Origin of the sequence: Curtobacterium sp. MMLR14_002, from assembly GCF_001864975.1 — a bacterium.
GTDB classification, from domain to species: Bacteria; Actinomycetota; Actinomycetes; order Actinomycetales; family Microbacteriaceae; genus Curtobacterium; species Curtobacterium flaccumfaciens.
In genome coordinates this window covers 38,284-60,385 of sequence record NZ_MJGT01000052.1, presented here as the reverse complement: position 1 = coordinate 60,385, position 22,102 = coordinate 38,284, and the positions used below count along the sequence as shown (strand labels likewise).

The 22,102-nt window shown below is 71.8% G+C and carries 23 protein-coding genes; 9 read left to right on the top strand and 14 right to left on the bottom strand.

Going from position 1 to position 22,102, the window contains the following annotated elements; all coding sequences use genetic code 11:
* Nucleotides 1-38: 38 nt before the first annotated feature.
* The 3 genes from allB to BIU91_RS08580 form a co-directional block, all read right to left on the bottom strand.
* Nucleotides 39-1,415, bottom strand: coding sequence for an allantoinase AllB (allB, locus tag BIU91_RS08590; protein ID WP_071405074.1), 1,377 nt, complete (start codon nt 1,413-1,415; stop codon nt 39-41).
* Nucleotides 1,412-2,176, bottom strand: a complete 765-nt coding sequence (locus BIU91_RS08585) for an aspartate/glutamate racemase family protein (protein WP_071405073.1) — start codon at nt 2,174-2,176, stop codon at nt 1,412-1,414. Before BIU91_RS08585 ends, allB begins: the two co-directional genes overlap by 4 nt.
* A 158-nt stretch (nt 2,177-2,334) precedes the next feature.
* Entirely contained in the window at nt 2,335-3,900 is a 1,566-nt protein-coding gene (locus BIU91_RS08580) for an NCS1 family nucleobase:cation symporter-1 (RefSeq protein ID WP_071405072.1), read from the bottom strand.
* A 273-nt stretch (nt 3,901-4,173) separates the two neighbouring features.
* Here BIU91_RS08580 and BIU91_RS08575 point away from each other — a divergent pair, with 273 nt between their 5' ends.
* Nucleotides 4,174-4,737: a VOC family protein gene (locus BIU91_RS08575; protein ID WP_071405071.1), complete on the top strand. Its 564-nt coding sequence runs from the start codon at nt 4,174-4,176 to the stop codon at nt 4,735-4,737.
* A gap of 51 nt (nt 4,738-4,788) precedes the next feature.
* On the opposite strand, the gene BIU91_RS08570 is transcribed toward BIU91_RS08575, so the two are convergent.
* Entirely contained in the window at nt 4,789-5,520 is a 732-nt protein-coding gene (locus BIU91_RS08570) for a GntR family transcriptional regulator (RefSeq protein WP_071405070.1), read from the bottom strand.
* A gap of 86 nt (nt 5,521-5,606) precedes the next feature.
* On the opposite strand from BIU91_RS08570, the gene BIU91_RS08565 reads away from it, so the two are divergent.
* From BIU91_RS08565 to BIU91_RS08550, 4 genes are all read left to right on the top strand, one after another.
* Nucleotides 5,607-6,512, top strand: a complete 906-nt coding sequence (locus BIU91_RS08565) for a proline iminopeptidase-family hydrolase (RefSeq protein ID WP_253183711.1) — start codon at nt 5,607-5,609, stop codon at nt 6,510-6,512.
* A 110-nt stretch (nt 6,513-6,622) separates the two neighbouring features.
* Nucleotides 6,623-8,029, top strand: a complete 1,407-nt coding sequence (locus tag BIU91_RS08560; protein WP_071405068.1) for an APC family permease — start codon at nt 6,623-6,625, stop codon at nt 8,027-8,029.
* Nucleotides 8,026-8,955: an acetamidase/formamidase family protein gene (locus tag BIU91_RS08555; RefSeq protein WP_071405067.1), complete on the top strand. Its 930-nt coding sequence runs from the start codon at nt 8,026-8,028 to the stop codon at nt 8,953-8,955. Before BIU91_RS08560 ends, BIU91_RS08555 begins: the two co-directional genes overlap by 4 nt.
* Nucleotides 8,956-9,106: 151 nt before the next feature.
* A complete protein-coding gene (locus BIU91_RS08550; protein WP_084740901.1) occupies nt 9,107-9,874 on the top strand; it encodes an SGNH/GDSL hydrolase family protein in 768 nt (255 codons plus the stop codon).
* A gap of 34 nt (nt 9,875-9,908) precedes the next feature.
* Here BIU91_RS08550 and BIU91_RS08545 read toward each other — a convergent pair whose 3' ends face one another.
* The 3 genes from BIU91_RS08545 to BIU91_RS08535 all read right to left on the bottom strand — a co-directional run bounded on the left by BIU91_RS08545 (nt 9,909) and on the right by BIU91_RS08535 (nt 12,314).
* Nucleotides 9,909-10,400 carry an N-acetyltransferase gene (locus BIU91_RS08545; RefSeq protein WP_071405066.1) on the bottom strand — a complete coding sequence of 164 codons (492 nt, stop codon included), beginning with the start codon at nt 10,398-10,400 and terminating at the stop codon, nt 9,909-9,911.
* Between the two features lie 4 nt (nt 10,401-10,404).
* Nucleotides 10,405-11,808 (bottom strand): LLM class flavin-dependent oxidoreductase, encoded by a 1,404-nt coding sequence (locus BIU91_RS08540; RefSeq protein ID WP_071405065.1) that lies wholly within the window; start codon nt 11,806-11,808, stop codon nt 10,405-10,407.
* Between the two features lie 137 nt (nt 11,809-11,945).
* Entirely contained in the window at nt 11,946-12,314 is a 369-nt protein-coding gene (locus tag BIU91_RS08535; protein ID WP_071405064.1) for a VOC family protein, read from the bottom strand.
* Nucleotides 12,315-12,376: 62 nt separating this feature from the next.
* Here BIU91_RS08535 and BIU91_RS08530 point away from each other — a divergent pair, with 62 nt between their 5' ends.
* Together BIU91_RS08530 and BIU91_RS08525 are read left to right on the top strand one after the other, a co-directional pair.
* The gene (locus tag BIU91_RS08530) at nt 12,377-12,826 is read left to right on the top strand and encodes a MarR family transcriptional regulator (protein WP_071405063.1); all 450 of its coding nucleotides are present in this window, start codon (nt 12,377-12,379) and stop codon (nt 12,824-12,826) included.
* A gap of 28 nt (nt 12,827-12,854) precedes the next feature.
* Nucleotides 12,855-13,310: a GNAT family N-acetyltransferase gene (locus BIU91_RS08525; RefSeq protein ID WP_071405062.1), complete on the top strand. Its 456-nt coding sequence runs from the start codon at nt 12,855-12,857 to the stop codon at nt 13,308-13,310.
* Here the strand turns inward: BIU91_RS08525 and BIU91_RS08520 are convergent.
* On the bottom strand, nt 13,264-13,839 hold the full coding sequence (locus tag BIU91_RS08520; RefSeq protein WP_071405061.1) for a TetR family transcriptional regulator: 576 nt from the start codon (nt 13,837-13,839) through the stop codon (nt 13,264-13,266). The two genes, BIU91_RS08525 and BIU91_RS08520, sit on opposite strands and share 47 nt — an antisense overlap.
* Before the next feature lie 95 nt (nt 13,840-13,934).
* Here BIU91_RS08520 and BIU91_RS08515 point away from each other — a divergent pair, with 95 nt between their 5' ends.
* A complete protein-coding gene (locus BIU91_RS08515; RefSeq protein WP_071405060.1) occupies nt 13,935-14,987 on the top strand; it encodes a zinc-binding alcohol dehydrogenase family protein in 1,053 nt (350 codons plus the stop codon).
* An 18-nt stretch (nt 14,988-15,005) separates the two neighbouring features.
* Complete coding sequence (locus BIU91_RS08510; protein ID WP_071405059.1) at nt 15,006-15,818, top strand: hypothetical protein; 813 nt, start codon at nt 15,006-15,008, stop codon at nt 15,816-15,818.
* A gap of 3 nt (nt 15,819-15,821) precedes the next feature.
* Here BIU91_RS08510 and BIU91_RS08505 read toward each other — a convergent pair whose 3' ends face one another.
* From BIU91_RS08505 to BIU91_RS08480, 6 genes are all read right to left on the bottom strand, one after another.
* Nucleotides 15,822-16,298, bottom strand: a complete 477-nt coding sequence (locus tag BIU91_RS08505; RefSeq protein ID WP_071405058.1) for a GNAT family N-acetyltransferase — start codon at nt 16,296-16,298, stop codon at nt 15,822-15,824.
* A 27-nt stretch (nt 16,299-16,325) separates the two neighbouring features.
* A complete protein-coding gene (gene sufU / locus BIU91_RS08500; protein ID WP_071405057.1) occupies nt 16,326-16,775 on the bottom strand; it encodes a Fe-S cluster assembly sulfur transfer protein SufU in 450 nt (149 codons plus the stop codon).
* A complete protein-coding gene (locus tag BIU91_RS08495) occupies nt 16,772-18,064 on the bottom strand; it encodes a SufS family cysteine desulfurase (RefSeq protein WP_071405056.1) in 1,293 nt (430 codons plus the stop codon). Before BIU91_RS08495 ends, sufU begins: the two co-directional genes overlap by 4 nt.
* A gap of 134 nt (nt 18,065-18,198) precedes the next feature.
* Nucleotides 18,199-18,411 carry an Rv0909 family putative TA system antitoxin gene (locus BIU91_RS08490; RefSeq protein ID WP_071405055.1) on the bottom strand — a complete coding sequence of 71 codons (213 nt, stop codon included), beginning with the start codon at nt 18,409-18,411 and terminating at the stop codon, nt 18,199-18,201.
* A gap of 95 nt (nt 18,412-18,506) precedes the next feature.
* Nucleotides 18,507-19,790 carry a chloride channel protein gene (locus BIU91_RS08485; protein WP_071405054.1) on the bottom strand — a complete coding sequence of 428 codons (1,284 nt, stop codon included), beginning with the start codon at nt 19,788-19,790 and terminating at the stop codon, nt 18,507-18,509.
* A 100-nt stretch (nt 19,791-19,890) separates the two neighbouring features.
* Nucleotides 19,891-22,002 carry an alpha-galactosidase gene (locus tag BIU91_RS08480; protein ID WP_071405053.1) on the bottom strand — a complete coding sequence of 704 codons (2,112 nt, stop codon included), beginning with the start codon at nt 22,000-22,002 and terminating at the stop codon, nt 19,891-19,893.
* Between the last annotated feature and the right edge of the window lie 100 nt (nt 22,003-22,102).

Below are 22,102 nucleotides of genomic sequence, written 5' to 3'. Positions count from 1 at the left end.
TTCCTTCCGTTCCTGATCCGACGATACCGGAACGATCGTTACAGGGGTGTTTCCGCCGCGAGCACGGGCCGTCCGGCCAGCTGCCCCTCGGCGCCGACCACACCGCCGTCCGCCGTGGCGATGCGACGGCCGCGGAGCCAGGTCTCGGTGACGCTGCCGCGCACGCGGAGCCCGTCGAACGCGGACACCGGGTTGCGGTGCTCGAGCCCGGCGACGTCGACGACGGACTCGGCGGACGGGTCGAACACGGCGAAGTGCGCCAGGGCACCGGGAGCGATCACCCCGCGGTCGCGCAGCCCGACCAGGGCGGCCGGACCGGTCGTGAACAGCGGGAGCAGCGCCTCGAGCGGGACCCCGCGACGCTCGGCCTCGGTCCACACCGCCCGGAACCCGACCTGCAGGCCGGCGACCCCGCCCCAGGCCAGACCCCAGTCGTCGGTCTTCAGGTCGGCGGTGGAGGGCGAGTGGTCCGACACGACGAGGTCGATCGTGCCGTCGAGCACGCCGGCCCAGAGCGCGTCACGGTTGGCGTCGTCGCGGATCGGCGGGCAGCACTTGTAGGCGGTCGCGCCGTCCGGGATCGTGCCCGCCTCGAACGACAGGTAGTGCGGACAGGTCTCGACCGTGATCCGGACGCCGTCGTCCTTCGCGGCACGGAGCATCGGCAGCGCGCCCGCGTCGGACAGGTGCAGCACGTGCACCCGCGCACCGGTCGCCCGCGCGCCGTCGATGACCTGCGCGATCGCGGACCGTTCGGCGGCGACGGGCCGGGTTGCCAGGAAGTCGGCGTACCGGCCGCCGAGCGCACGGTGCGGCACGAGGTGTTCCGGGTCCTCGGCGTGCACGATCAGCAGGGCGTCGATCCGGGCGACCTCGGCGATCGCGGCGCGGAGCTGCTCGGGATCGAGGTGCGGGAACTCGTCGACACCGCTCGGCGCCGTGAAGCACTTGAACCCGAAGACGCCGGCGTCGTGCAGGGCGTCGAGCGAGCCGAGACTCGCGGGGACCGCGCCGCCCCAGAACCCGACGTCGACCGCCACCCGGCACTCGGCACTCGCACGCTTGACGGCGAGCGCCTCGACCGTGGTCGTCGCGGGGATGGAGTTGAGCGGCATGTCCACGATCGTGGTGACGCCGCCCATCGCAGCGGCCCGGGTCGCGGACGCGAAGCCCTCCCACTCGGTGCGGCCGGGCTCGTTGACGTGCACGTGGGTGTCGACGAGTCCGGGGAGCAGCACCTGCCCGGCCGGCACGGTGTGGTCCTGCACGGCGTCGACGACCGCGTCGACGGGCAGGACGCCCGCGACCCGGCCGTCGTGGACGACGACCGCGGCCGAGCGGAACGTCCCGTCGACCCAAGCTCGCTGCGCGCGGACGACCAGGTCTGCCGCGTCGCCCGCCGGGAGGCCCGTCACGCGCCAGCCCCGGCCGTCACGACCGCCGCCGGGTGGCGTTCGAAGCCCGCCAGCAGCCCCGACATCGCCTTCACCGGCGGCAGGGCGTACTCGCCGCGCTTGCCCGTGGACAACCCGAGCCGGACGAGCGACTCCGCCAGGACCGTGGCCGCCGCGACGCCGTCGACGACCGGTGCCCCGATGGCCAGCGAGACCTCGGCGCAGAAGTCGGCCATGCCCGCGCAGCCGAGCACGACGGCATCGGCTCCCCCGTCGATGACCGCTCGGCACTCCTCGATCACGAGCGCCCGCGCTCCGGACTCGGGGTCGTCGAGCTCGAGCACCGGGACCTCGCACGCCCGGATCTCCGTGACGAGCGGGGCGAAGCCGTAGCGCTGGGCGAGCTCGTGGGCGCGGCCGGTCGTCCGCGTCAGGGTGGTGACGACGCCGAACCGGCGGCCGAGCATCGCGGCGGCGTGGAACCCGGCCTCGGCGATCCCGATCACCGGCACCGTCGCGAGCTCCCGCGCGGCGTCGAGCCCCGGGTCCCCGAAGCAGGCGACGACGAACGCGTCCACCCCGTCCTGCTCGCCGCGGCCGATCTGCTCGAGCAGCCCGGGCACGGCCAGGGCTTCTTCGTAGTGGCTCTCGATCGAGGCCGGCCCTATCGAGGGTTCGACCGCTTCGACCAGCGTGCCGGGAGCGGCGACGGCCTGGGCCGCCATGCCGATCGCCCGCGTCATCGACGCGGTGGTGTTGGGGTTGACGACGCGGATGCGCATCGGGGTCCTTCCGGTGGAGCGAGTGGAGCGGTGGAACCGGTGGTGCTGGGTGGTGACCATCGTGGCGGGGCGGGGCGGGCCTCCCGGCCGTGGTGTTGATCTGTGGACGACCGAGCGCCGCGACCCGCCCTGTGGAGGGCGAGCCGCGACGCCGGGGGTCAGGCGCGACCGACGGCCGCGCCGTCGTCGACCGAGGGGTCGTCCGCGTCGAGCACGGGCATGCTCGGCCGGACACGCTCGAGCGCCCAGAAGACGACGAGGCCCAGGCCGCACCCGATGAACCAGCTGTAGCTCGACAGCCACGGCAGCACATCGAGTGCCGGGGGCAGGACCGCGCTCGCCACCGAGATCGCGCCGGTGACCGCGAGGGTCCAGATGGCGTTCGGGTTGAACCCGCCGCGGTACCAGTACCGGGCAGTGCGGCTCGTGGAGTACATGTCGTCGATCGCGATGCGCTGCTTGCCGACGATGTAGTAGCCCGCGATGAGGATCCCGAACAGCGGGCCGATCAGCGCACCGAGCACCCCGAGCGTGTACAGGATCGCCTGGTCGTTGCCGTACCAGTTCCACGGGGTGAGGAGCACGGAGCCGACCGCGGCGATCATGCCGCCGGCCCGCCACGAGATCTTCCGGGGTGCCACGTTCGAGAAGTCGAACGCGGGGCTGATGAAGTTCGCGACGATGTTGATGCCGACGGTCGCGGTGACGAAGGTCAGGCCGCCGAGCAGGATCGCGAAGGGTGCTCCGATGGCCTGCACGGTCTCGATCGGGTCGGTGATGAGCTTGCCGAACACCGGCACCGTGGCGCTGGCGCAGAGGACCGTCAGGACCGAGAAGAACAGGAAGTTGATCGGCAGACCCCAGAAGTTGCCGCGCTTGACCGCACGGAACGACCGGCCGTAGCGCGAGAAGTCACCGAAGTTCAGCATCGGGCCGGAAAAGTAGCTGACCACCAGGGCGACCGCGGACAGCATCACCGGGATCGACGCCCCGAACGACAGCGGCTCGCCGGCCGACAGGGTGAACGAGATGTTGCCGATGCCCGCCTGGCTGACCAGGTAGACCGCGAGCGCGATCATCACCACGTAGACCGCCGGACCGGCCCAGTCGATGAACCGCTTGATCGCCTCCATGCCCATCCAGAACAGCGCGCCCTGTGCCACCCAGAGGATCGCGTACGAGATCCACCCCAGGGCCGACAGCCCGAGGAACGAGTGGTCGAGCAGCCCCGCCGACGCCGGGATGAACTTGAGGAAGATGATGTTCAGCGACTGGGCGGCGAGGAAGGTCTGCACGCCGTACCAGGCCATCGCGATGAGGCCGCGGATGATGGCGGGGACGTTCGCGCCGAGCACCCCGAACACCGCGCGGTTGATCACCGGGTACGGCACGCCGGTGCGCTGCGACGGCTTCGCGACCAGGTTGGCGAAGACCTGCACGATGAGGATGCCGACCACCAGGGCGATGAGCACCTGCCAGCTCGCGATCCCGAGGGCGAAGAGCGACCCGGCGGTGACGTAGCCGCCGACCGAGTGCACGTCGGACATCCAGAAGGCGAAGAAGTTGTAGCTCGTCCAGCGCTGCTCGCGCAGCGGGGCGAGGTCCTCGTTCGTGAGCGCCGGGTCGTACCCGGGCTTGACGACACCGGCACCAGCTGGGGCGGGAGCGGCGGTCGTGGTGGGGGCGTGGGGCGCGGCGACTGGTGTCGCGATGTCGGTAGCCATGGCGTCCTCCGAGGGAGTGGGAAGCGGGGCGGTGCGTGCTTGAGCACGAAGCTACGGAGCGACTTCGCCCCCGCCGTTTCCCTCGTGTAACGGTCGTGTGTCCCGCACCCCGTCCTGGAACGACCGTTCCGGAACGGTGGCCGAGACCGGCGCCGACCGCTCCCGGTGCCGCGCGCGGAGCCGCGGTGCGGCTTGCCGCATCGATGGGCACCGACCCCGCACGGACCCCGCCCCGACCCGAGCCGCGGGGACCGCCGGTGGTACGAATCGACCATGAGCAGGGGAATCAGGATCGACCACGTGGGCGTCACGGTGCCGGACATCGACGCAGCCACGCAGTTCTTCGAGGCGGCGTTCGACGCCGTCGTCCTGTACGACATGCGGCGTCGTGACGAGACGCCGAACAGCAGTTCCGAGGCGCACGGCTACCTCGGCATCCCGAGCACCATGGCGCAGGGGGCCATGCGGATGCTCGCGCTGCCGGAGGGGCCGGGGCTCGAGCTGTTCGAGTACCTGGGGCCCGAGCAGCGGAACGCCGCACACCCGTCCGACCTGGGGTGGCAGCACCTGGCGATGTACGCCGACGACCTGGACGAGACGCTCGCCCGGGTCGAGTCAGCCGGCGGTACCCGGAACTCCGACCCGCGCGACCTGCGTGGGGACGAGGCGGGGGCCGGTAACCGGTTCGTCTACACGCGCACGCCGTGGGGGTCGACACTCGAGCTCGTCAGCTACCCGACGCCGCAGCCGTACCTGGTGTACGCGCCGCGGCCGAAGTGGGCGCCGTGGCCGATGCCCGACGACGTCTACCCGGTGCCGGCACCCGCCGTGCACTGACGACCGACCGCCGCACCGACCGACCAACACACCGACCGACAGACCGTCCTCTCAGTGGCGGGGCACCTGCCCCGTCCGCCGTACGGCCCGTTCGAGCAGTTCGACGTCGATCCCGACGTGCTGCCGGGCGATCACGCCCGCCTCGGGCGCCCGCCCCGAACACACCGCGTCCACCAGCAGTTCGTGCTCGTGGAGCGCGCGGGTCTCCATCTCCGCCATGCCCTCGGCCGTGCCCCACAGGTGCGCCGGAGCGGCGATGGAGATCTGCGCCTCCAACCCGGCGAGCGCCGTCCGCAGGGCGTCGTTCCGCGCGGCGTCGATGATCGTCCGGTGCAGCACGGCGTCGGCCTGCTGCTTCTCGAGGCCCGAGGTGGCCTCGCGGAACACCTCGAGCCGTGCACGGATCAGGGCGGCGTCCTCCGGGGTGACCCGTTCCGCAGCGGCCGTCGCGAGTGCCCCGTGCAGCAGCGCGATGGCATCGGCGGTGTCCTGGATCGCCTCCCACCGGGCGAGCAGCACCCGCCCGACCGCGTCCGATGAGCTGTCCGGCCACTCGGTGCGGACGAACGTGCCACCGCCCCGGCCTCGACGGGTCTCGAGCAGCCCCCGTTCGACGAGCCGGGCGATCGCACCGCGCACGGTGACCCGGGCGACGCCGAGCAGGCCGGCGAGTTCGCGTTCCGGCGGCAGGTTCGCGCCGGGCAGGTACTCGCCCACGGCGACGGCGGTCACGAGGCGGTCCTCGACCTCGTCGACGCGCGTCTCGGTCGCACGATCGGACACACGGACCCCCTTCGCGGTGTTACGACCACGTTAAGGCAGCAGAAAAGGTATTGCGTGGGACCTTTTTCGGCTCCATGCTGACCCCCATGTCCAGCATCACCGAATCCACGATGCCGTTCCGCGACGGCGAGACCTGGTACCGGGTCACCACGCCCGACACCCCGGTCGCGGGCGCGCTGCCCCTCGTCGTCCTGCACGGCGGGCCCGGTATGGCCCACGACTACCTCCGGAACCTCGCGGCCCTGGCCGACGAGACCGGCCGGACCGTCGTCCACCACGACCAGTTCGGCTGCGGCCGGAGCAGCCACCGCCCGGACGCGCCGGTCGACACCTGGCAGCCGCAGCTGTTCGTCGACGAGTACGCCGCCCTGGTCGAGCACCTCGGGCTCGGCGACCACCACGTGCTCGGGCAGTCGTGGGGCGGCATGCTCGGCGCCGAGATCGCGGTGCAGCAGCCCGCGGGGCTCCGGTCGCTGGCGATCTGCAACTCCCCCGCGTCGATGCAGCTCTGGGTCGACGGCGCCGCCGAGCTCCGCGCGCAGCTGCCCGCCGACGTGCAGGACGCCCTGACCCGGCACGAGACGGCCGGCACCGTCGACGACCCCGAGTACCTGGCGGCGACGCAGGTCTTCTACGAGCGGCACGTCTGCCGCGTGGTCCCGATGCCGCAGGACTTCGTCGACTCCGAGGAGCAGATGGAGCGCGAGCCGACGGTCTACCACACGATGAACGGCCCGAACGAGTTCCACGTCATCGGCACGATGCGCGACTGGACCATCGTCGACCGGCTCGACCGCGTCGCCGTGCCGACGCTCGTCGTCGCCGGCGAGCACGACGAGGCCACCCCCGCCACGTGGGCGCCGTTCGTCGAGCGGATCGCAGACGTCCAGCAGCACGTCTTCCCCGGCGCGAGCCACTGCTCGCACCTGGAGCAGCCGGCGGAGTTCCGCCGGGTCGTCGCGGCCTTCCTGGCCGCGCACGACCACGCCTGACCCGGCCACCTTCGGCCTGGAGGCGCGGGACGGGCCCGCCCCGCGCCTCCAGGCAAGCAGTCCCCACCCCCACCGCCGCACCCGTCCCTCCACCCGAAACGGAACCCGACATGTCGCAGCAGCACAGCGAGCTCTCCGCACAGCAGCAGCTCGAGGCCTACGGCTACAAGCAGGAGCTCAAGCGCTCCGTCTCCACCACCGACCTGCTCATCTACGGCCTGGTCTTTATGGTCCCGATCGCCCCGTGGGCGATCTTCGGGACCGTCTACAACGCCTCCAGCGGCATGGTGCCGCTGGTGTACCTCGTCGGCCTCGTCGCGATGATCTTCACCGCCCTGGCCTACGCGCAGATGGCGAAGTCGATCCCCCTCGCCGGCAGCGTGTTCTCGTACGTCGGCCGCGGCATCCACCCCACCGCCGGGTTCTTCGCCGGCTGGGCGATCCTGCTCGACTACCTGCTCGTCCCGACGCTGCTCTACGTGTTCGCCGCGGAGAGCATGGTCGGCATCTTCCCGGGCACGCCCCGCTGGCTGTGGGCGCTCGTGTTCGTCGCGATCAACACCGTCATCAACCTGGCCGGGGTGTCCTCGCTCAAGCTCGCGAACCGCATCTTCCTGCTCATCGAGCTCGTCTTCGTCGCGATCTTCGTCGTCATCGCCATCGTCGCGCTGACCGGTGGCACGATCCCCGACGCGTCCTTCGGCACCGAGCAGATCTGGGACCCCGCCAAGGTGTCGGCGCCGCTCATCGCCTCGGCCCTGTCGATCGCGGTGCTGAGCTTCCTGGGCTTCGACGGCATCTCGACGCTGTCCGAGGAGTCCACCGGCCGTCGTGGCGGAGCCGGCACGGCGATGATCCTGGCGCTCGTCATCGTGGCGTTCCTGTTCATCCTGCAGACCTGGCTCGCATCCGCCCTGGCCGCGGGGCGGGACTCGTTCTCGGACAGCGAGGCCGGCAACGCCTTCTTCACCATCGTCGAGCAGGCCTCGTCGAGCGGCTGGGCCACCGCGTTCTTCGCCGTCAACGTGCTCGCCGTCGGCATCGCGAACGCCATGGCCGCACAGGCCGCGACGAGCCGCCTGCTCTTCTCGATGAGCCGCGACCGTCAGCTGCCCGCGTTCCTGCACAAGCTCAACGGGCGCCAGGTGCCGCAGAACGCGATCATCGTCGTCTCGGTGCTCTCCGCGATCCTGGTGCTGTTCTTCGTCGGGCAGATCGACACGATCTCGTCGCTCGTGAACTTCGGCGCGCTCTTCGGCTTCATGCTCCTGCACGTGTCCGTCTTCGTGCACCACGTCGTCAAGGGGAAGTCGCGCAACTGGCTGCTGCACCTGGTCGTGCCGCTGGTCGGGTTCCTGATCATCGGGTACGTCCTGCTCAACGCCGCGGTCGAGGCGAAGGTCGGCGGCATCATCTGGCTGATCGTCGGCGCGGCCGTGTTCCTGTACTACCGACGCACCGGCCGTTCCACCGAGGTCGGCTCCGAAGCAGAACCGACGACGGAGGACGCACGATGACCCCGGACCACTTCCTGCCGAACACCCTCGGCCGCCCCGGGTTCTCCGCAGACCGGGAGCCCGTGCTGCGGGTCCGCCCCGGCACCGGCGAGACCATCGGCTTCGAGACCACCGACGCCGTCTACGCCGAACTCGACCAGCACCACGACATGGCGCAGCTGCAGGCACCGATCAACCCGGTGACCGGCCCCGTGTTCGTCGAGGGGGCAGAACCCGGCGACACCCTCGTGGTGACCATCCACGCCATCGAGCTGACCACGCACGGGTGGTCGGTGTCCCTGCCCGGCTCCGGAGCCCTGCAGCACGTGATGGGCGACCGGGTCTTCGCCCGCCGATGCCCGATCGCGGACGGCACGGTGCAGGTGTCCGACCGGCACCGGTTCCCCGTCCGGCCGATGATCGGGTGCATCGGGACGGCCCCGGCCGAGGGCGAGAACTCGACGATCATGCCGGCCTACCCGGAGGGCGGCAACATGGACGTCACCGAGGCCCGTCCCGGCTCGACCGTCTCACTGCCCGTCCGGGTCCCCGGTGCGCTGCTGTCGATCGGCGACATCCACGCGCTCATGGCCGAGGGCGAGTCGTCGTTCGTCGCCATCGAGGCCCAGGGCACCGCGATCGTCTCCGTCGACCTGGTCAAGGGCGGCCCGGTGCTCCGCGCGCCCCGCATCGAGACCGCCGACGACTGGCTGTTCGTCGGCCTCGGCGACCCCGTGCAGGAGAGCGTCCGGCGCGGGTACGAAGACGCCTTCGCATTCCTGGTCGACGAGCACGGCTGGACCGCCGAGGACGCCTACGCGGTGCTCAGCGCGGTCGGTGACTCGAAGCTCGGTGGGCCTACCGGCTCCACCGCCCCGGACCCGTTGCACCCCTTCGCCGCCGTCGGTGCGGTCACCCTGCACCGGGTGCCGAAGGCGGTGCTGTGAGGGTTCGCTGAGGGTGACGAGCCCTTCGTGAGCAGAAATGGTCGGGTGCCGAACGGCGACCCGACCATTTCTGCTCACGAAGCCCACCAAACTGACGAAGCTCGCGTCGCCCACCGGGAACCTGCACAGGCGTGTGCACGATGATGGGCGCATGCACGACACCATCCGCTACGTCGCGATCGGCGACAGCTTCTCGGAGGGCATCGGCGACGCCGGACCCGCTCCGTTCCCCGGCTGGACCGGACGACTCGCGAGCGCGATGGCGGGAGCCTCGGACGCCCACGTCTCGTACGCGAACCTCGCGGTGCGCGGCCGACTGCTCGCCGGGGTCCTCGACGGCCAGCTCGAGGCCGCCCTCGCGCTCGACCCGGCGCCGACCCTGATCACCTTCTGCGCCGGCGGCAACGACCTGCTGCGCCCGCGCTTCGAGGTGGACGCGCTGATCGGGCAGGTCGAGGCCGCCGCCGACCGCGTCGAGGCCACCGGGGCGCGCCTGGCACTCCTCAGCCCGGCCGACCCGAGCGCCCGCCTGCCCCTCGGATCCCTGATCAACCGCCGCGGTGATGCCTGGGCCGAAGCGCTCGGCACGCTCGCCCGACGCCGTGGCCTGCCGTTCGTCGACGTCTCCCGCGACCCGCACCTGCGCCGTGCGGAGTTCTGGTCGGACGACCGGCTGCACATGAACGCCACCGGGCACCAGCGCGTCGCGGACCTGGCGCTGCACGCGGTCCTGGACGGCCCCGCGCCGGTCGAGCCCGCGGACCCCGGTGCCGCCCGGACCCGTCTGGGCGAGGAACTCCGCTACTACCGCGAGTACGTCCTGCCGTGGGTGCAGCGCCGGATCACCCGCACGTCGTCCGGCGACGGGCGCTCGGCGACCTACCCGACGTGGACGCCGGTGCGCGGTCAGGACGCGTAGCCAGCGTCAGCCCGCTGAGCCAGCGTCGGCCGGGTCAGCCCGCGACGTACACGCGGGTGGTGACCCCGCTCAGCGCGTGCGCGAACTCGTCGCCCGTCGCCACGAAGCCGCCCGCCTCGTACAGCCGCACCGCCCGGTCGTTGTCGCCGAGCACGTGCAGCACGACGCGGGGGTGTCCGGCGACGCGGGCGTCGTGCACCGCCTCGGACAGCAGCGATCGTCCGACCCCGCGGGCCTGCACCCCGGGACGCACCGCGAGCAACGACAGGTAGGCGGCGTCCGCCGGGTCCGTCGACCGCCCGGTGCCCGGTGCCGTCACGAGCACGAAGCCGTCGACCGCACCGTCCGGGCCGGGAGCCACCAGCCAGGCGACGTGCTCCGCCGCGAACTTCTGCCGCGCGCGCTCTCGCACCGCCGGGTCCTCGGCGGCACCGTCACGGGCAGCCACGGCCGCGGCCCAGAGGTCGATGCAGGTGTCGGTCTCGTCCGGGGTCGCAGGACGTACGACCACGGACGACTCGATCACCCGATCAGCCTACGACCGCCCGGCTCCCGATCCTGAACGACGCCCCACGGTGCTCGTCGGGCAGCCGGTCGCCGCGGCCGTGCAGCTTCTGGCGCAGCGATCCCGGCTCGTACTCCTCCGGGTAGGCCCCACGGGCACGGAGCTCCGGGATCACGAACTCGATGACGTCCTCCCACGTGCCCGGGGTCACCGCGTACGCCAGGTTGAAGCCGTCGACGTCGGTGAGCTCCTGGATCTCCTGCAGCCGGTCGGCGATCGTCGCTCCCCCGCCGACCGCCACCGGGCCGAGCCCGCCGATCGCCGTCTGCCGCGCCAGGTCACGGATCGTCCACTTCGACCCGTCCTCCCCCGTCGCTGCCGCGATGTTCGCCGCCGCCGACTGGATCGCGTTCGACTCGACGTCGCCGAGGGGCTGGTCCGGGTCCCACTGCGACAGATCGACGCCCATCCAGCCGGAGTTGAGCACCAGCGCACCGAGCTCCGACGCGTACGACAGGTAGTCCTCGTACTTCGCCTGGGCCAGCTCGTCGGTGGCGTCCGTGATCACGGTGAGCAGCGTGTAGACGCGGGCGGCGTACCGGTCGCGACCAGCTGCCTCCAGGGCGTCCCGGACCTTCGCGACGGTCGACGCGAGCTGCTCGACGGTCGGTGCGCCCACGAAGACCGCTTCCGCGTTCTCCGCGGCGAAGCGGATGCCGCGCGGTGACGCGCCCGCTTGGTAGATGACGGGCGTGCGCTGCACGGACGGTTCGGACAGGTGGATGCCGGGCACGTCGAAGTGCGTGCCGTGGTGCTCGATCGGGTGCACCTTCGCCGGGTCCGTGAAGACGCCGGCTTCGCGGTCGGCGACGACGGCGTCGTCCTCCCACGAGCCCTCCCACAGCTTGTAGAGGACCTCGAGGTACTCGTCCGCCACGTCGTACCGGTCGTCGTGCGACAGCTGGTCGGTCTGGCCCATGTTCCGCGCGGCACTCGGCAGGTACCCGGTGACGACGTTCCAGCCGACCCGGCCCTTGGTGAGGTGGTCGAGCGTCGACATGCGTCGGGCGAACGGGTACGGGTGCTCGTACGCGGTGCCGGCCGTGATGCCGAAGCCCAGGTGCTCGGTCACCGATGCCATCGCCGACACGAGCAGGATCGGGTCGTTCACGGGCACCTGCGACCCGGTGCGGAGCGCGGCCTCGTTCGAGCCGCCGTACACATCGTAGGTGCCCAGGACGTCCGCGATGAAGATGCCGTCGAACGCCCCGCGCTCGAGCGTCTTCGCCAGGTCCGTCCAGTAGGTCAGGTCGCGGTAGTCCCGCGACCGGTCGCGGGGGTGCCGCCACAGTCCGGAGGACTGGTGCGCGACGCAGTTCATGTCGAACGCGTTGAAGCGGATCTGCCGGTGCTCGCTGCTGGTGGTCACGGGTCGAGACGCTACGTCGGACACCTGCGACCGTCACGGATCGTGACGAAGCGTGACGGTCGGCTCCGGCACCGGCCTGGAGGCCCGCCCCGCGTCCGCCACGTCGCCCGCGCCGGGCGCGTGGCCGGTTCCAGGGCTCAGGCGCGGTCGTGGAGCGTGACGTGGTAGCCGTCGGGGTCGGCGAACGTGAACGTCCGACCGAAGGGCCCGTCGATCGGCGCCGAGACGATCCGGTGGCCGTCGGCGACCAGCGCGTCGTGGATCGCCTGCACGTCCGTCGCGTGCAGCCAGAACGCGACGCCGATGCCGGGCTGCGCCACCGCGTCGAGGTCCGTGCCGGGCACCAGGTCGCGCAAGGCGAAGGCGATCGGCGTGGTCTCGAACACGACGGCGTGCGGCGGGCCGGCCTGCGAGCGGACGAGGCCGAGGTAGCGCTCGTAGAACGCCTGCGAGGCGTCGAGGTCGCGGGTCTGCAGGGAGATGAAGTCGGGGCCGGTGACTGGCATGGAGTGCTCCTTGGGTACGTGTCAGTCTTCTGACACGGGACAAGTTATGTCAGACTACTGACATGCGTCAAGACGACACCGGTATCCACCTCGAGACGTCGATCGGCTACCTGCTCAAGGAGACGGCGAGCGCCCTCCGGGCGTCGATGGAGGCCGTGCTGCGTCCGCTCGGCATGACGGTGACGCACTACTCCTGCCTCGAGCTGCTCGCGCAGCGACCCGGCCTGTCGAACTCCGAGCTCGCACGAGGCACCTTCGTCACCCGGCAGTCGATGAACGTGTTGCTGCAGACCCTGGAGCGCGACGGCTTCGTCACCCGTGCCACCGAACCGTCGGTCGGCAAGGCGCTCCCCACGCAGCTGACCGACAGCGGGCGACGGAGCCTGGCGCAGGCGAGTGCGGCGATCCGCGGGGTCGAGCAGCGGATGCTCGCCGATCTGACCGCAGACCAGCAGACCGAGGCCCGACAGATCCTGCGGAGCATGGTGACGTCGCTCCGCAGTGAGGCCTGAACCCTCGCGGGGTTCGTAGGCTGAGCGGATGGACGTCGCACTGCGGGACAGCACCACCGAGGACCTCGAGTGGCTCGTCGAGCTCCGGGCCGTGGTGCTGCGCGACGACCTGATGCGCCTCGGGGTGTTCGACGAGACGCGCGTCCGACAGCGCCTCCGCGACGCGTTCCAGCCGCAGCTGACCCGCATCGTCGTGGTCGACGGCCGCGACGTCGGGTCGGTCACCGTGCGGGTCGAGGACGACGTCCGCTGGGTCGAGCACTTCTACCTCGCGCCCGACGTCCAGGGGCGTGGAGTCGGTTCGACCGTGCTGCGCGCCGTCCTCGACGAGCCCCACGAGGGTCCGACGCGGCTCAACGTGCTGGTGGGCAGCCCGGCTCGCCGACTCTACGAACGACACGGCTTCGTGCTCGACACCGAGGACGGCGTCGACGTGTTCATGACGCTGCGGGCCGCCGATCGAGCACCCCACGGAGTGCACTGAGCTGCTCGTCGACCACGTCGGCCATCCGGCGCTCGGCCGGTCCGGTGAGCCAGGCCTCGAGGGCCAGGTGGAACAGCATCATGGTCGTCTCGGCGATGACCGCCGCCTCGGACGGATCGAGCCCGCGGTGGACGAAGGCCTCGCGCACGGCGTCCGTCAGGTCGGCGCGCTTCCGGGCGTCGCGCTCCCGGAGCGACGACTCGGACAGCACCAGCCGCCGCACCGAGCCGACCTCGCCGTGCCGCCCCTCGAACCGCTCGTCGGCGACGGTGCGGAGGCCGTGCACGACGATGTCGAGCGGGTCAATCCCGGCCGGTGCACCCTGGATGGCGGCCCGGGCGAGGTCGGGGATCTCGTCACCGGCGAAGATCACCTCGCGCTTGTCGGCGAAGTACCGGAAGAAGGTGCGGGTCGTCAGGCCGGCCCGTGCGGTGATCTGCGGCACGGTCGTCGCCTGGTAGCCCTGCTCGGCGAAGAGCTCGAACGCCGCACGCTCGAGTCGCCCTCGGGCATCCGGAGACCAACGCATGTGTCCACAGTAGTGGTGATGACACGTCGTGTCATGGTTGACTGGGCGATGACACGTCGTGTCATGACTCACTTCGAGCAAGAGATCGGGACACCATGTCGCCATCGGGCAACGCAGCACTCTGGACCACGTCGACCGGGCGGTTCACCGTCGGGCCCGCACCGGTCCCCCAGCCCGGCCCCGGCGAACTCGTCGTCCGCGCCGAGGCGGTCGCCGTCAACCCGGTCGACGCCGTCGGCGGGCTCTTCCGGCACCTGGTGTTCCCGAAGCTGCGGTTCCCCGCGGTCCTCGGGTCGGACGTCGCCGGCACGGTCGTCGCGATCGGCCCGGACGTCGAGCGCTTCCGCGTGGGCGACCGGGTCGTCGGGCACGCCGCGGGGCAGGAACAGCACCGGAACAGTGCTGCCGAAGGCGCCTTCCAGCACCTGGTCCTGCTGCTCGACCGTGTGACGACCCCGGTTCCGGATGCCCTGCCCGCCGAGCAGGCAGCGGTCCTGCCACTCGCCGTCTCGACCGCCGCAGCAGGTCTCTTCGAGCCGGACCAGCTCGCGCTGTCGCTCCCGACGCCCGATGCGGTCGATCGCGACGGGGTCGTCCTGGTGTGGGGTGCGTCCACGAGCGTCGGCGCCAACGCCGTCCAGCTCGCCCGGGCCGCCGGGTACGCCGTGATCAGCACCGCATCGCCGAAGAACCACGGGTTCGTGCAGGACCTCGGGGCCGAGGCCGTGTTCGACTACCGCGACGACGGTGCCGCACGCCGCATCCTCGAGGCACTCGCCGACCGGGAGCTCGCCGGCACCCTCGCCTTCGGCCAGGGCTCGCTGACCCGCACGCTCCCGATCGTCCGGGCAGCCACCGGCTCCGGTCGGCTCGCATCCGCGTACCCGACACCGGTGACGACGATCCGTGCGCGGCTCGAGCGCCGACACGGGGTCCACGTCACCGCGATCTGGGGCGGCCGCCCGACGGAGTCCGAGGTCGGCCCAGCTATCTACCGCGACTTCCTGCCCGAGGCGCTCCGCACCGGGAGGTACCGCGCCACCCCGACCGCGTCCGTCGTCGGATCGGGACTCGCCGCGATCCCGGACGCCCTCGCCGAGCTCCGCGCCGGTGTCTCCGCCCGGAAGCTCGTCGTCACGCTCCCCTGAGCCGGTAGCGTCAGCGACGTGACCGATGCCGACGTGCCCGACGACGAGACCTTCAGCTTCACGATGTCGGGCGGTGGCACGCCACGAGGACACCTGCAGGACCCGAGCGCCGTCACGCTGCACCTGGACCCACGGCTCCTCGGCGACACCGCCAGGGGCAAGGAGATGTTCGCCCGGGCCATCGACCAGCAGCACACCGCTCTCTCCGACTACGCCACCGCCATCGAGGCCGCCGACGGTGACGTGACCGCTCCGGCGGTGCAGGACGCTGCGACCGCACTGCACGAGGCGCTCCAGTTCCTGCCGATCGCCCACACTGTGTACACGGGCGTCGGCTTCCCCACCGCCCGCGTCGGGGACGACCCCCGCCCGACCTCGCTGCGACCGGAACGCGGCGAGCGCGGCCTCGGCGTCCACCCCGACATGCTCACGGCGATCCACGGGGACACCTCGCAGCGCTGGGAGCTCGCGTGCGAAGAGGACCTCCCCCTCTCCGTCGAGATCACACTGGCGACCGATCCGGACGAGAACGTGCGGTCCGCCTTCCTCATGGGGACGCGGTCACGAACCGTCGTCCTGCTCATGGAACAGCGAGAGACCGACCCGGAGATGCTCGAACAGCTCGCCCAGCAGAGCTACGCGAGCCCCGAACGGAAGTTCCCCGTGCCGCTCGCCGACCTCGTTCCCCGAGAGCTGGACGGCCTCTACGAGCTCCTCGGTCTCGACGACGACACCGTCGCGCTCGCGACGTCCCGCTGGGCACGGGCGCAGGAACGCGGCGAGCGCATCACCGTCGGCGACGCGCTCCGCGAGATCGGCGCTATCGCCTGATCGTTACCCCGCAGTGAGCGACTTCGCGTACCAGCGGTCGGAGTACGGATCGTCGTTGAACGGCGCCACCCGGACGAAGCCGAGCCGTTCGTAGAGCGCACAGGCCTCGGCGAGCTCAGCGCGGGTGTCCAGCCGCAGCGACGTGATCCCGCGTCCCCGGCAGACGTCCTCGACGTGGCGCAGGAGCGCCGAACCGACGCCTCGGCCGCGGTGCTCCGGCAGCGTGAACACCTTCGTCAGCTCGCCGACGGCACCCACGAAGCGCACGCCGGCGCAGGCGACAGCGGCTTCCCCGTCACTCGCGACGACGAACACCCCGGAGTCCCCCTGCAGGTCGTCGTACGGCTCCTCGTCGAGCGCCCGATCGACCTCGGCCGGCGTCGCCACCCGCCCGTACCACCGCGACGCGACCTCCGTCAGGTAGGCCCGCACGATCGCGTCGGCCCGGCCTGCGCCGGGTCGCTCCGTCTCGATTATCATCGCGCCCCTTGCGTGGCCGCACACGGGTCAGCGGGAAGCGGTCGCCTCGCGCGCGGCGGCTTCCGCCGCGACCCAGGCGAGCATGCCGCACTTGACGCGCATGACGAACTTGGAGACGCCGTGGAAGGCGACGAGGTCCTCGAGGACGTCCTCGTCGGGCTCACCGACACCGCGCGAGCGCATCATGGTGCGGAACTCCTCGGTCAGTGCGAGGAACTCGGGCACGGTGCGGCCGACGGCCATGTCGGTGAGGACCGATGCCGACGCCATCGAGATCGAGCAGCCGTCGCCCTGCCAAGCGAGCCCGGCGATGCGGTCGGTGCCGGGTTCGAGCCGCAGGCTGACCGTGATCTCGTCGCCGCACGTGGGGTTCCGCTCGAAGTGCGAGGCATCCGCGTCGGGCATCGCACCGTCGCCGTGACGCGCCTTCGCGTGGTCGAGGATGACCTGCTGGTACAGGCTGTCGAGGGCGTTCACGCAGTCGCTCCGAAGTAGTCGCGGATCTCGGCGACGGCTGCGAGGAACCGGTCGACGTCGTGCTCGGTCGTGTAGACGTAGGTGCTCGCGCGGCTGGTGGCGACCAGACCGAGGCGGCGGTGCAGGGGCTGGGCGCAGTGGTGGCCGGAACGCACGGCGATGCCCTGCGCGTCGAGGTACTGCGAGACGTCGTGGGCGTGCACGCCGTCGACGTCGAACGCGACCAGGCCGGAGCGCGGGACACCGGCGGGCGGACCGACCAGGCGGATGCCGGGCACGGCGGCGAGACCGTCGAGCATCCGGCGGGCGAGGTGCTCCTCGTGGGCACGGACGCGTTCCATGCCGATGCCCTGCAGGTAGCGGACCGCCTCGGCGAGGGCGACCGCCTGGGACACGGGCTGCGTGCCGGCCTCGAACCGCTCGGGCGCCGGCATGAACTCGGAGCCCTCCATCGTCACGGTGGTGATCATCGATCCGCCGGTGCGGAACGGCGGAAGGGCGTCGAGCAGCTCGGCACGGCCCCAGAGCACGCCGATGCCGTTCGGGCCGAGCATCTTGTGCCCGGAGAACGCGGCGAAGTCGACTCCGAGCTGCTGCACGTCGAGGGGACGGTGCGGTGCGGACTGGCAGGCGTCGAGCACCACGAGGGCGCCGCGGGCGTGGGCGAGGCCGACGACCTGCTCGACGGGGGCGATCATCCCGGTGACGTTCGAGACGTGCGAGAACGCGACGACCTTCGTGCGGTCGGTGATCAGCGCCGCAGCGTCGTCGGCGGTCCAGGTGCCGTCGTCGGCGACCGGGATCCAGCGCAGGGTCGCTCCGGTCAGTGCGGCGAGCTCCTGCCACGGCAGGAGGTTGGCGTGGTGTTCGGCCTCGGTGACGAGGATCTCGTCGCCGGTGCCCAGACGGAAGCGCTCGGCGTCGGCACCGCCGCGGCCACGGCTGGCGTTGGCCATGCCGTAGGCGACGAGGTTGAGGGCGTCGGTGGCGTTCGCGGTCCACACGACCTCGGTCGGGGCAGCGGCACCGATGAAGCCGGCGACGGTGGCGCGGGCGTCCTCGTAGGCGTCGGTGCTGAGCGCCGCGAGCGTGTGCGCACCGCGGTGGACGGCGGCGTTGTCGTGTTCGAGGAACCGGCGCTCGGCGTCGAGGACCTGGCGCGGGCGTTCAGCCGTCGCCCCGGAGTCCAGGTACGCCAACGGCTGCCCGTTCACGTCCTGCGCGAGGATCGGGAAGTCCCGCTTGATCGCCTCGACCTCGGTCTCGGTGAGCGGCTGGTTCGGCGCCACGACTGTCACGTCTCGTCCTCCTGGTGCTGCTGTCCGGAGCAACCCGTCCATGGTGTCCGTTGTTCCCGACCACGTCCAGTCGGCACGGCGACGGCCCAGGACCACGCCGGGTCCTGGGCCGTTGCCGTCGTTCGCTACTCGTTGCCGATCTTCTTGTCCGCTGCGTCGCGGGCACCGTCGATCTTGTCGTCGTACTTGCCGCCCGTGGCCTTCTTGACCGCGTCGGCCACACCGCCGAGCACCTTGTCGCTGATGCCCTCGGCCTTCTCGCTCTGCAGGGCGTCCTGGACCTTGCCGTCCTTCAGGAACTCCTGGGCCTTCTTCGTGATGTCGTCGAACCCCGCCATCGGCTGCTCCTCGTCTCGGTGCGGAGCCCGTCGCTCCGTCCTGGCGCCGACTGTAGGCCGCCGGGCAGCCGTCCGTGCCGGAACGCTCGGGGTCTTCACACCATCTGGGCGCTGCGGCGGCGCGCGAGCACGTACCCGACGGCGACCGCGCCGGACACCGCGAGCAACGAGGGCACGAGGATGTCGGTGCCCTGCTGGGTGAACTCGACGACGAGCACCAGGGCGGTGAACGGCGCCCGCATGGTGGTGGCGAGGAAGGCCGCTGCACCGACGAAGGCGAAGGCCGCCAGGCTCGGGCCGTCGGCCGGCCACAGCAGCAGCCACGCACCGCCCAGCCCGCCACCGATCGCGGAACCGATCGCGATCGAGGGGGTCAGCGTGCCACCGACCGCACCCGCTCCGATGGTGGCCGAGGTGGTCACGGTCCGCAGGACACCGAGCAGCAGCAGCAGGACGATCGGCGAGAGGCCGGCGAACGAGGCGTCGTCGAGCGTGGTGTTCATCGCGACGAGGCCGAGCGCCCGCCCGTTGCCGAGGATCTCCGGGAACGGGATCGCGATGAGTCCCACCATCGCGAAGACCACCGGCAGCACGACGAGCAGGTGCCAGCCCTTCGGCGCGATGCCCTGCAGCCGGTTGGTCAGCTTGACGAACCCGACCCCGGCGAGCCCCAGCACGGGCCCGACGACGATCGCCCAGACGAGCAGCGACGGCGACAGGTGCATCGCGGGCACGTGGTACAGCACCTCGTCCGGGATCACGAGCCGGGCGGTGATGGCGGCGACGGCACTCGTGGCGAAGGCGGGCAGGGCGGTCGCGAAGCTGATCTCCCCGAGCAGGACCTCGACCGCGAACAGCGCGCCACCGAGGGGTACGTCGTACACGGCGGCGAGGCCGGCCGCAGCACCGCAGGCGACGAGGATCTTCGTCTCGCGTGCGGTCAGCCCCGCACGCCGGGTGACGAGTTGAGCAAGCCAGGCTCCGACTTCACGCGGCGCGACCTCTTTGCCGATGGACGCGCCGAGCCCCACGGCCAGGATCTGGATGCCGGCGTTCGCGAGCGTCGCCAGGGCCGGCATCCGCTTGCCGTCGACTGCCGCGGTGACCGAGACGATCGAGCGCCCCCACCGACGGAGCGCCCACCAGGCGAACCCGGTCAGGACGCCGGCCGCGGTGAGCGCGAGGAACCGGTTCAGGCCCGACGATGCGTCGGCGGCCTCGAGGTGCCCGCCGAACCCGTACCCGAAGGCGACGAACTGGATGAGCTGGAGCGCGAGCCAGACCGCGATGCCGGCGATGCCGCCGGAGACGCCCACCAGGGCGGTGACGACGGCGAGCTTGAGGGCCCAGACCGGGGTCGCGTGTCCGGAGTGCGGCATGACCGGAAGCCTAACGGGCTGGACGCACCCGATGACGGACCGCGACGGGCCCGCCCGACGCGGGACGGGCCTCCAGGCCGGGAGCCCCGACCACCCGCCGTCAGACGGCCGTCACCCGGAACGGCACCACGCAGTCGGCCGGCATGAGCGGCGGCTGCAGGCCGACGGTGCCGAGCACCCGGCCGCTGAACACCCGCGGGCCGGACCACCAGTCCGGTCGCACCAGGTCGTGGCCGTCGCCGATGACCACCGGGTCGACGCGGTACGCCGTGTCGGGGTCGAGGTCGCGGAAGGTGACCCGGCCGGTGCCGGAGACCTCGGAGCGGCCGATGCTGGCGAGGAAGAAGACGGCCCGTTGCCGGTCCGGCGCGACCGTGCCGTACACGAGCCGCGCGTCGTCGACCTCGTCCGAGCGCACCAGGTCGCCGCCGTGCAGGAGCGGGCGGAGCTCGCGGTAGAGCGCGATCCACTCCGTCAGTGCGGCGGACTCGTCGGCGGTCGCGCCGGCCAGGTCCCACTCGATGCCGAGGTGCCCGACCAGGGCGGTGCCGGCACGGAAGGCGAGGTCGTGGACGCGACCGGTCGTGTGGTTCCGGCCGCTCGCGATGTGCGAGCCGAGCAGCTCCGGCGGCAGGAGCTGCTGCGTCCACCGGTGCATCTGCTGGCGCTCGAGCGGGTCGATGTCGTCGGACACCCACACCCGCGCGGTGTGCTCGATGACGCCGAGGTCGACCCGACCGCCACCCGACGAGCACGACTCGATCTCCAGCGACGGGAAGCGCTCGCCGAGCGTCGCCATCAACCGGTACGCGGCGAGGGTCTGCTCGTGGACCGCTGCGCCACCGCCCGGGAACCCCGCCTCGACGAGGTCGCGGTTGTGGTCCCACTTCACGGCGTCGACCGCGTACTCGCCGATGATCGCCGTCATCCGTTCGAGCACGTGGTCGAAGGCCTCGGGGATCGCCAGGTTGAGCACCTGCTGGTCGCGGGAACGCGCGGGCAGCCGACCGTCGGCCTGCAGGATCCACTCCGGGTGGGCGCGCGCCAGGTCGCTGTCCTCGTTCACCATCTCGGGTTCGAACCACAGGCCGAACTCCATGCCGAGCGCACGGACGCGGTCGACCAGCGGGCCGAGTCCGTCCGGCCAGACGTCCTCGTCGACGTACCAGTCACCGAGGCCGGCGTGGTCGTCGCGGCGGCCACGGAACCAGCCGTCGTCGAGCACGTAGCGTTCGACGCCGAGGGCCGCGGCACGCTCGGCGAGGTCGACGAGGCGGGCCAGGTCGTGATCGAAGTACACGGCCTCCCACACGTTGATCGTCATCGGGCGGGGCGTCGTCGGGTGCTGCGGGCGGCTACGGAGCCAGCGGTGGAACCGTCGGGCCTGGTCGTCGAGGCCGTCCCCGTGGGCGAAGTACACCCACGGCCCCTCGTACGTGCCACCGGTGCCGAGCCGGACCTCGCCGGGCAGCAGGAGTTCGCCGCCGCCGATGACCTGGCGGCCCGTGGCGAGCCGTTCGGCGTGGTGCCGGTGGTTGCCGCTCCAGGCGGTGTGGACGCCCCAGACCCGGCCGTGCGCGAAGCCGAAGCCCGGCTCCCCCACCGTCAGCACGGTCGCGGCGTCGGTGCCGGTGCGGCCCTTCCGGCCCTCGCGCTGGTGGGTCCCCACGACGAGTTCGCGGCGCTGCGGGGTGCGCTCCTTGCCCCAGCGGCCGGCGAAGTCCAGGATCTCGCGGGCCCCGGACGGGATCGGCATCGCGAGCGTCAGGTCGTCGACGGTGTACACGCCGTCGGCGGTGTTCGTCACGCTCGCGCGGGCCCGCACGAGCCCGGAACCGAGCATCTCGATGGTCACCCGGACGGTGAGCCCGGCGACGGTGTCCTCGGCGTCGGCGGTGACCGCGGAGTCGGTGACCGCGAGCGACGTCACGGTGAACGCCGGCGACCAGTCGGCGCCGTCACGGTGCCCGGCGAGCCCCGGACGACCGCTCCAGCCCCGGTGTGGCTCGGGCAGCACCGACAGGCGGACCGGGTCGTCCATCTCGTTCGGGGACACCGGGGTGACGTCGGCGTCGGCGAGGGCCGTCAGCGCGTCGGTGTCGAGCGGGCCGAGTGCCGCTCCCCAGTGCACGACGGCGGGGAGCGCGTCGTCGCGGCAGTCCAGGACGAGCGAGACGCCACCGGCGGTCAGGTGGACGAGTTCGTGCGGCATGCGGGCTCCAGTCGGCGTCGTTGCACGTCAGAGCTTTCCGGTCCGGGGCCGTCCGCTGCAAATCCTGCTGCGGCGCGGCCCCGGTTGCGCCGCAGTCCAG

Excerpts from the sequence above, each read along its gene's own strand:
- BIU91_RS08520 (WP_071405061.1), bottom strand. The coding sequence starts at position 13,839 with ATGCGTTGGTCTCCGGATGCCCGAGGGCGACTCGAGCGTGCGGCGTTC.
- BIU91_RS08490 (WP_071405055.1), bottom strand. The coding sequence starts at position 18,411 with ATGGCGGGGTTCGACGACATCACGAAGAAGGCCCAGGAGTTCCTGAAG.
- BIU91_RS08505 (WP_071405058.1), bottom strand. The coding sequence starts at position 16,298 with ATGATAATCGAGACGGAGCGACCCGGCGCAGGCCGGGCCGACGCGATC.
- BIU91_RS08485 (WP_071405054.1), bottom strand. The coding sequence starts at position 19,790 with ATGCCGCACTCCGGACACGCGACCCCGGTCTGGGCCCTCAAGCTCGCC.
- BIU91_RS08525 (WP_071405062.1), top strand. The coding sequence starts at position 12,855 with ATGGACGTCGCACTGCGGGACAGCACCACCGAGGACCTCGAGTGGCTC.
- BIU91_RS08580 (WP_071405072.1), bottom strand. The coding sequence starts at position 3,900 with ATGGCTACCGACATCGCGACACCAGTCGCCGCGCCCCACGCCCCCACC.
- BIU91_RS08530 (WP_071405063.1), top strand. The coding sequence starts at position 12,377 with ATGCGTCAAGACGACACCGGTATCCACCTCGAGACGTCGATCGGCTAC.
- BIU91_RS08585 (WP_071405073.1), bottom strand. The coding sequence starts at position 2,176 with ATGCGCATCCGCGTCGTCAACCCCAACACCACCGCGTCGATGACGCGG.
- BIU91_RS08565 (WP_253183711.1), top strand. The coding sequence starts at position 5,607 with ATGTCCAGCATCACCGAATCCACGATGCCGTTCCGCGACGGCGAGACC.
- BIU91_RS08535 (WP_071405064.1), bottom strand. The coding sequence starts at position 12,314 with ATGCCAGTCACCGGCCCCGACTTCATCTCCCTGCAGACCCGCGACCTC.
- BIU91_RS08560 (WP_071405068.1), top strand. The coding sequence starts at position 6,623 with ATGTCGCAGCAGCACAGCGAGCTCTCCGCACAGCAGCAGCTCGAGGCC.
- BIU91_RS08550 (WP_084740901.1), top strand. The coding sequence starts at position 9,107 with ATGCACGACACCATCCGCTACGTCGCGATCGGCGACAGCTTCTCGGAG.
- BIU91_RS08515 (WP_071405060.1), top strand. The coding sequence starts at position 13,935 with ATGTCGCCATCGGGCAACGCAGCACTCTGGACCACGTCGACCGGGCGG.
- BIU91_RS08480 (WP_071405053.1), bottom strand. The coding sequence starts at position 22,002 with ATGCCGCACGAACTCGTCCACCTGACCGCCGGTGGCGTCTCGCTCGTC.
- BIU91_RS08555 (WP_071405067.1), top strand. The coding sequence starts at position 8,026 with ATGACCCCGGACCACTTCCTGCCGAACACCCTCGGCCGCCCCGGGTTC.
- BIU91_RS08575 (WP_071405071.1), top strand. The coding sequence starts at position 4,174 with ATGAGCAGGGGAATCAGGATCGACCACGTGGGCGTCACGGTGCCGGAC.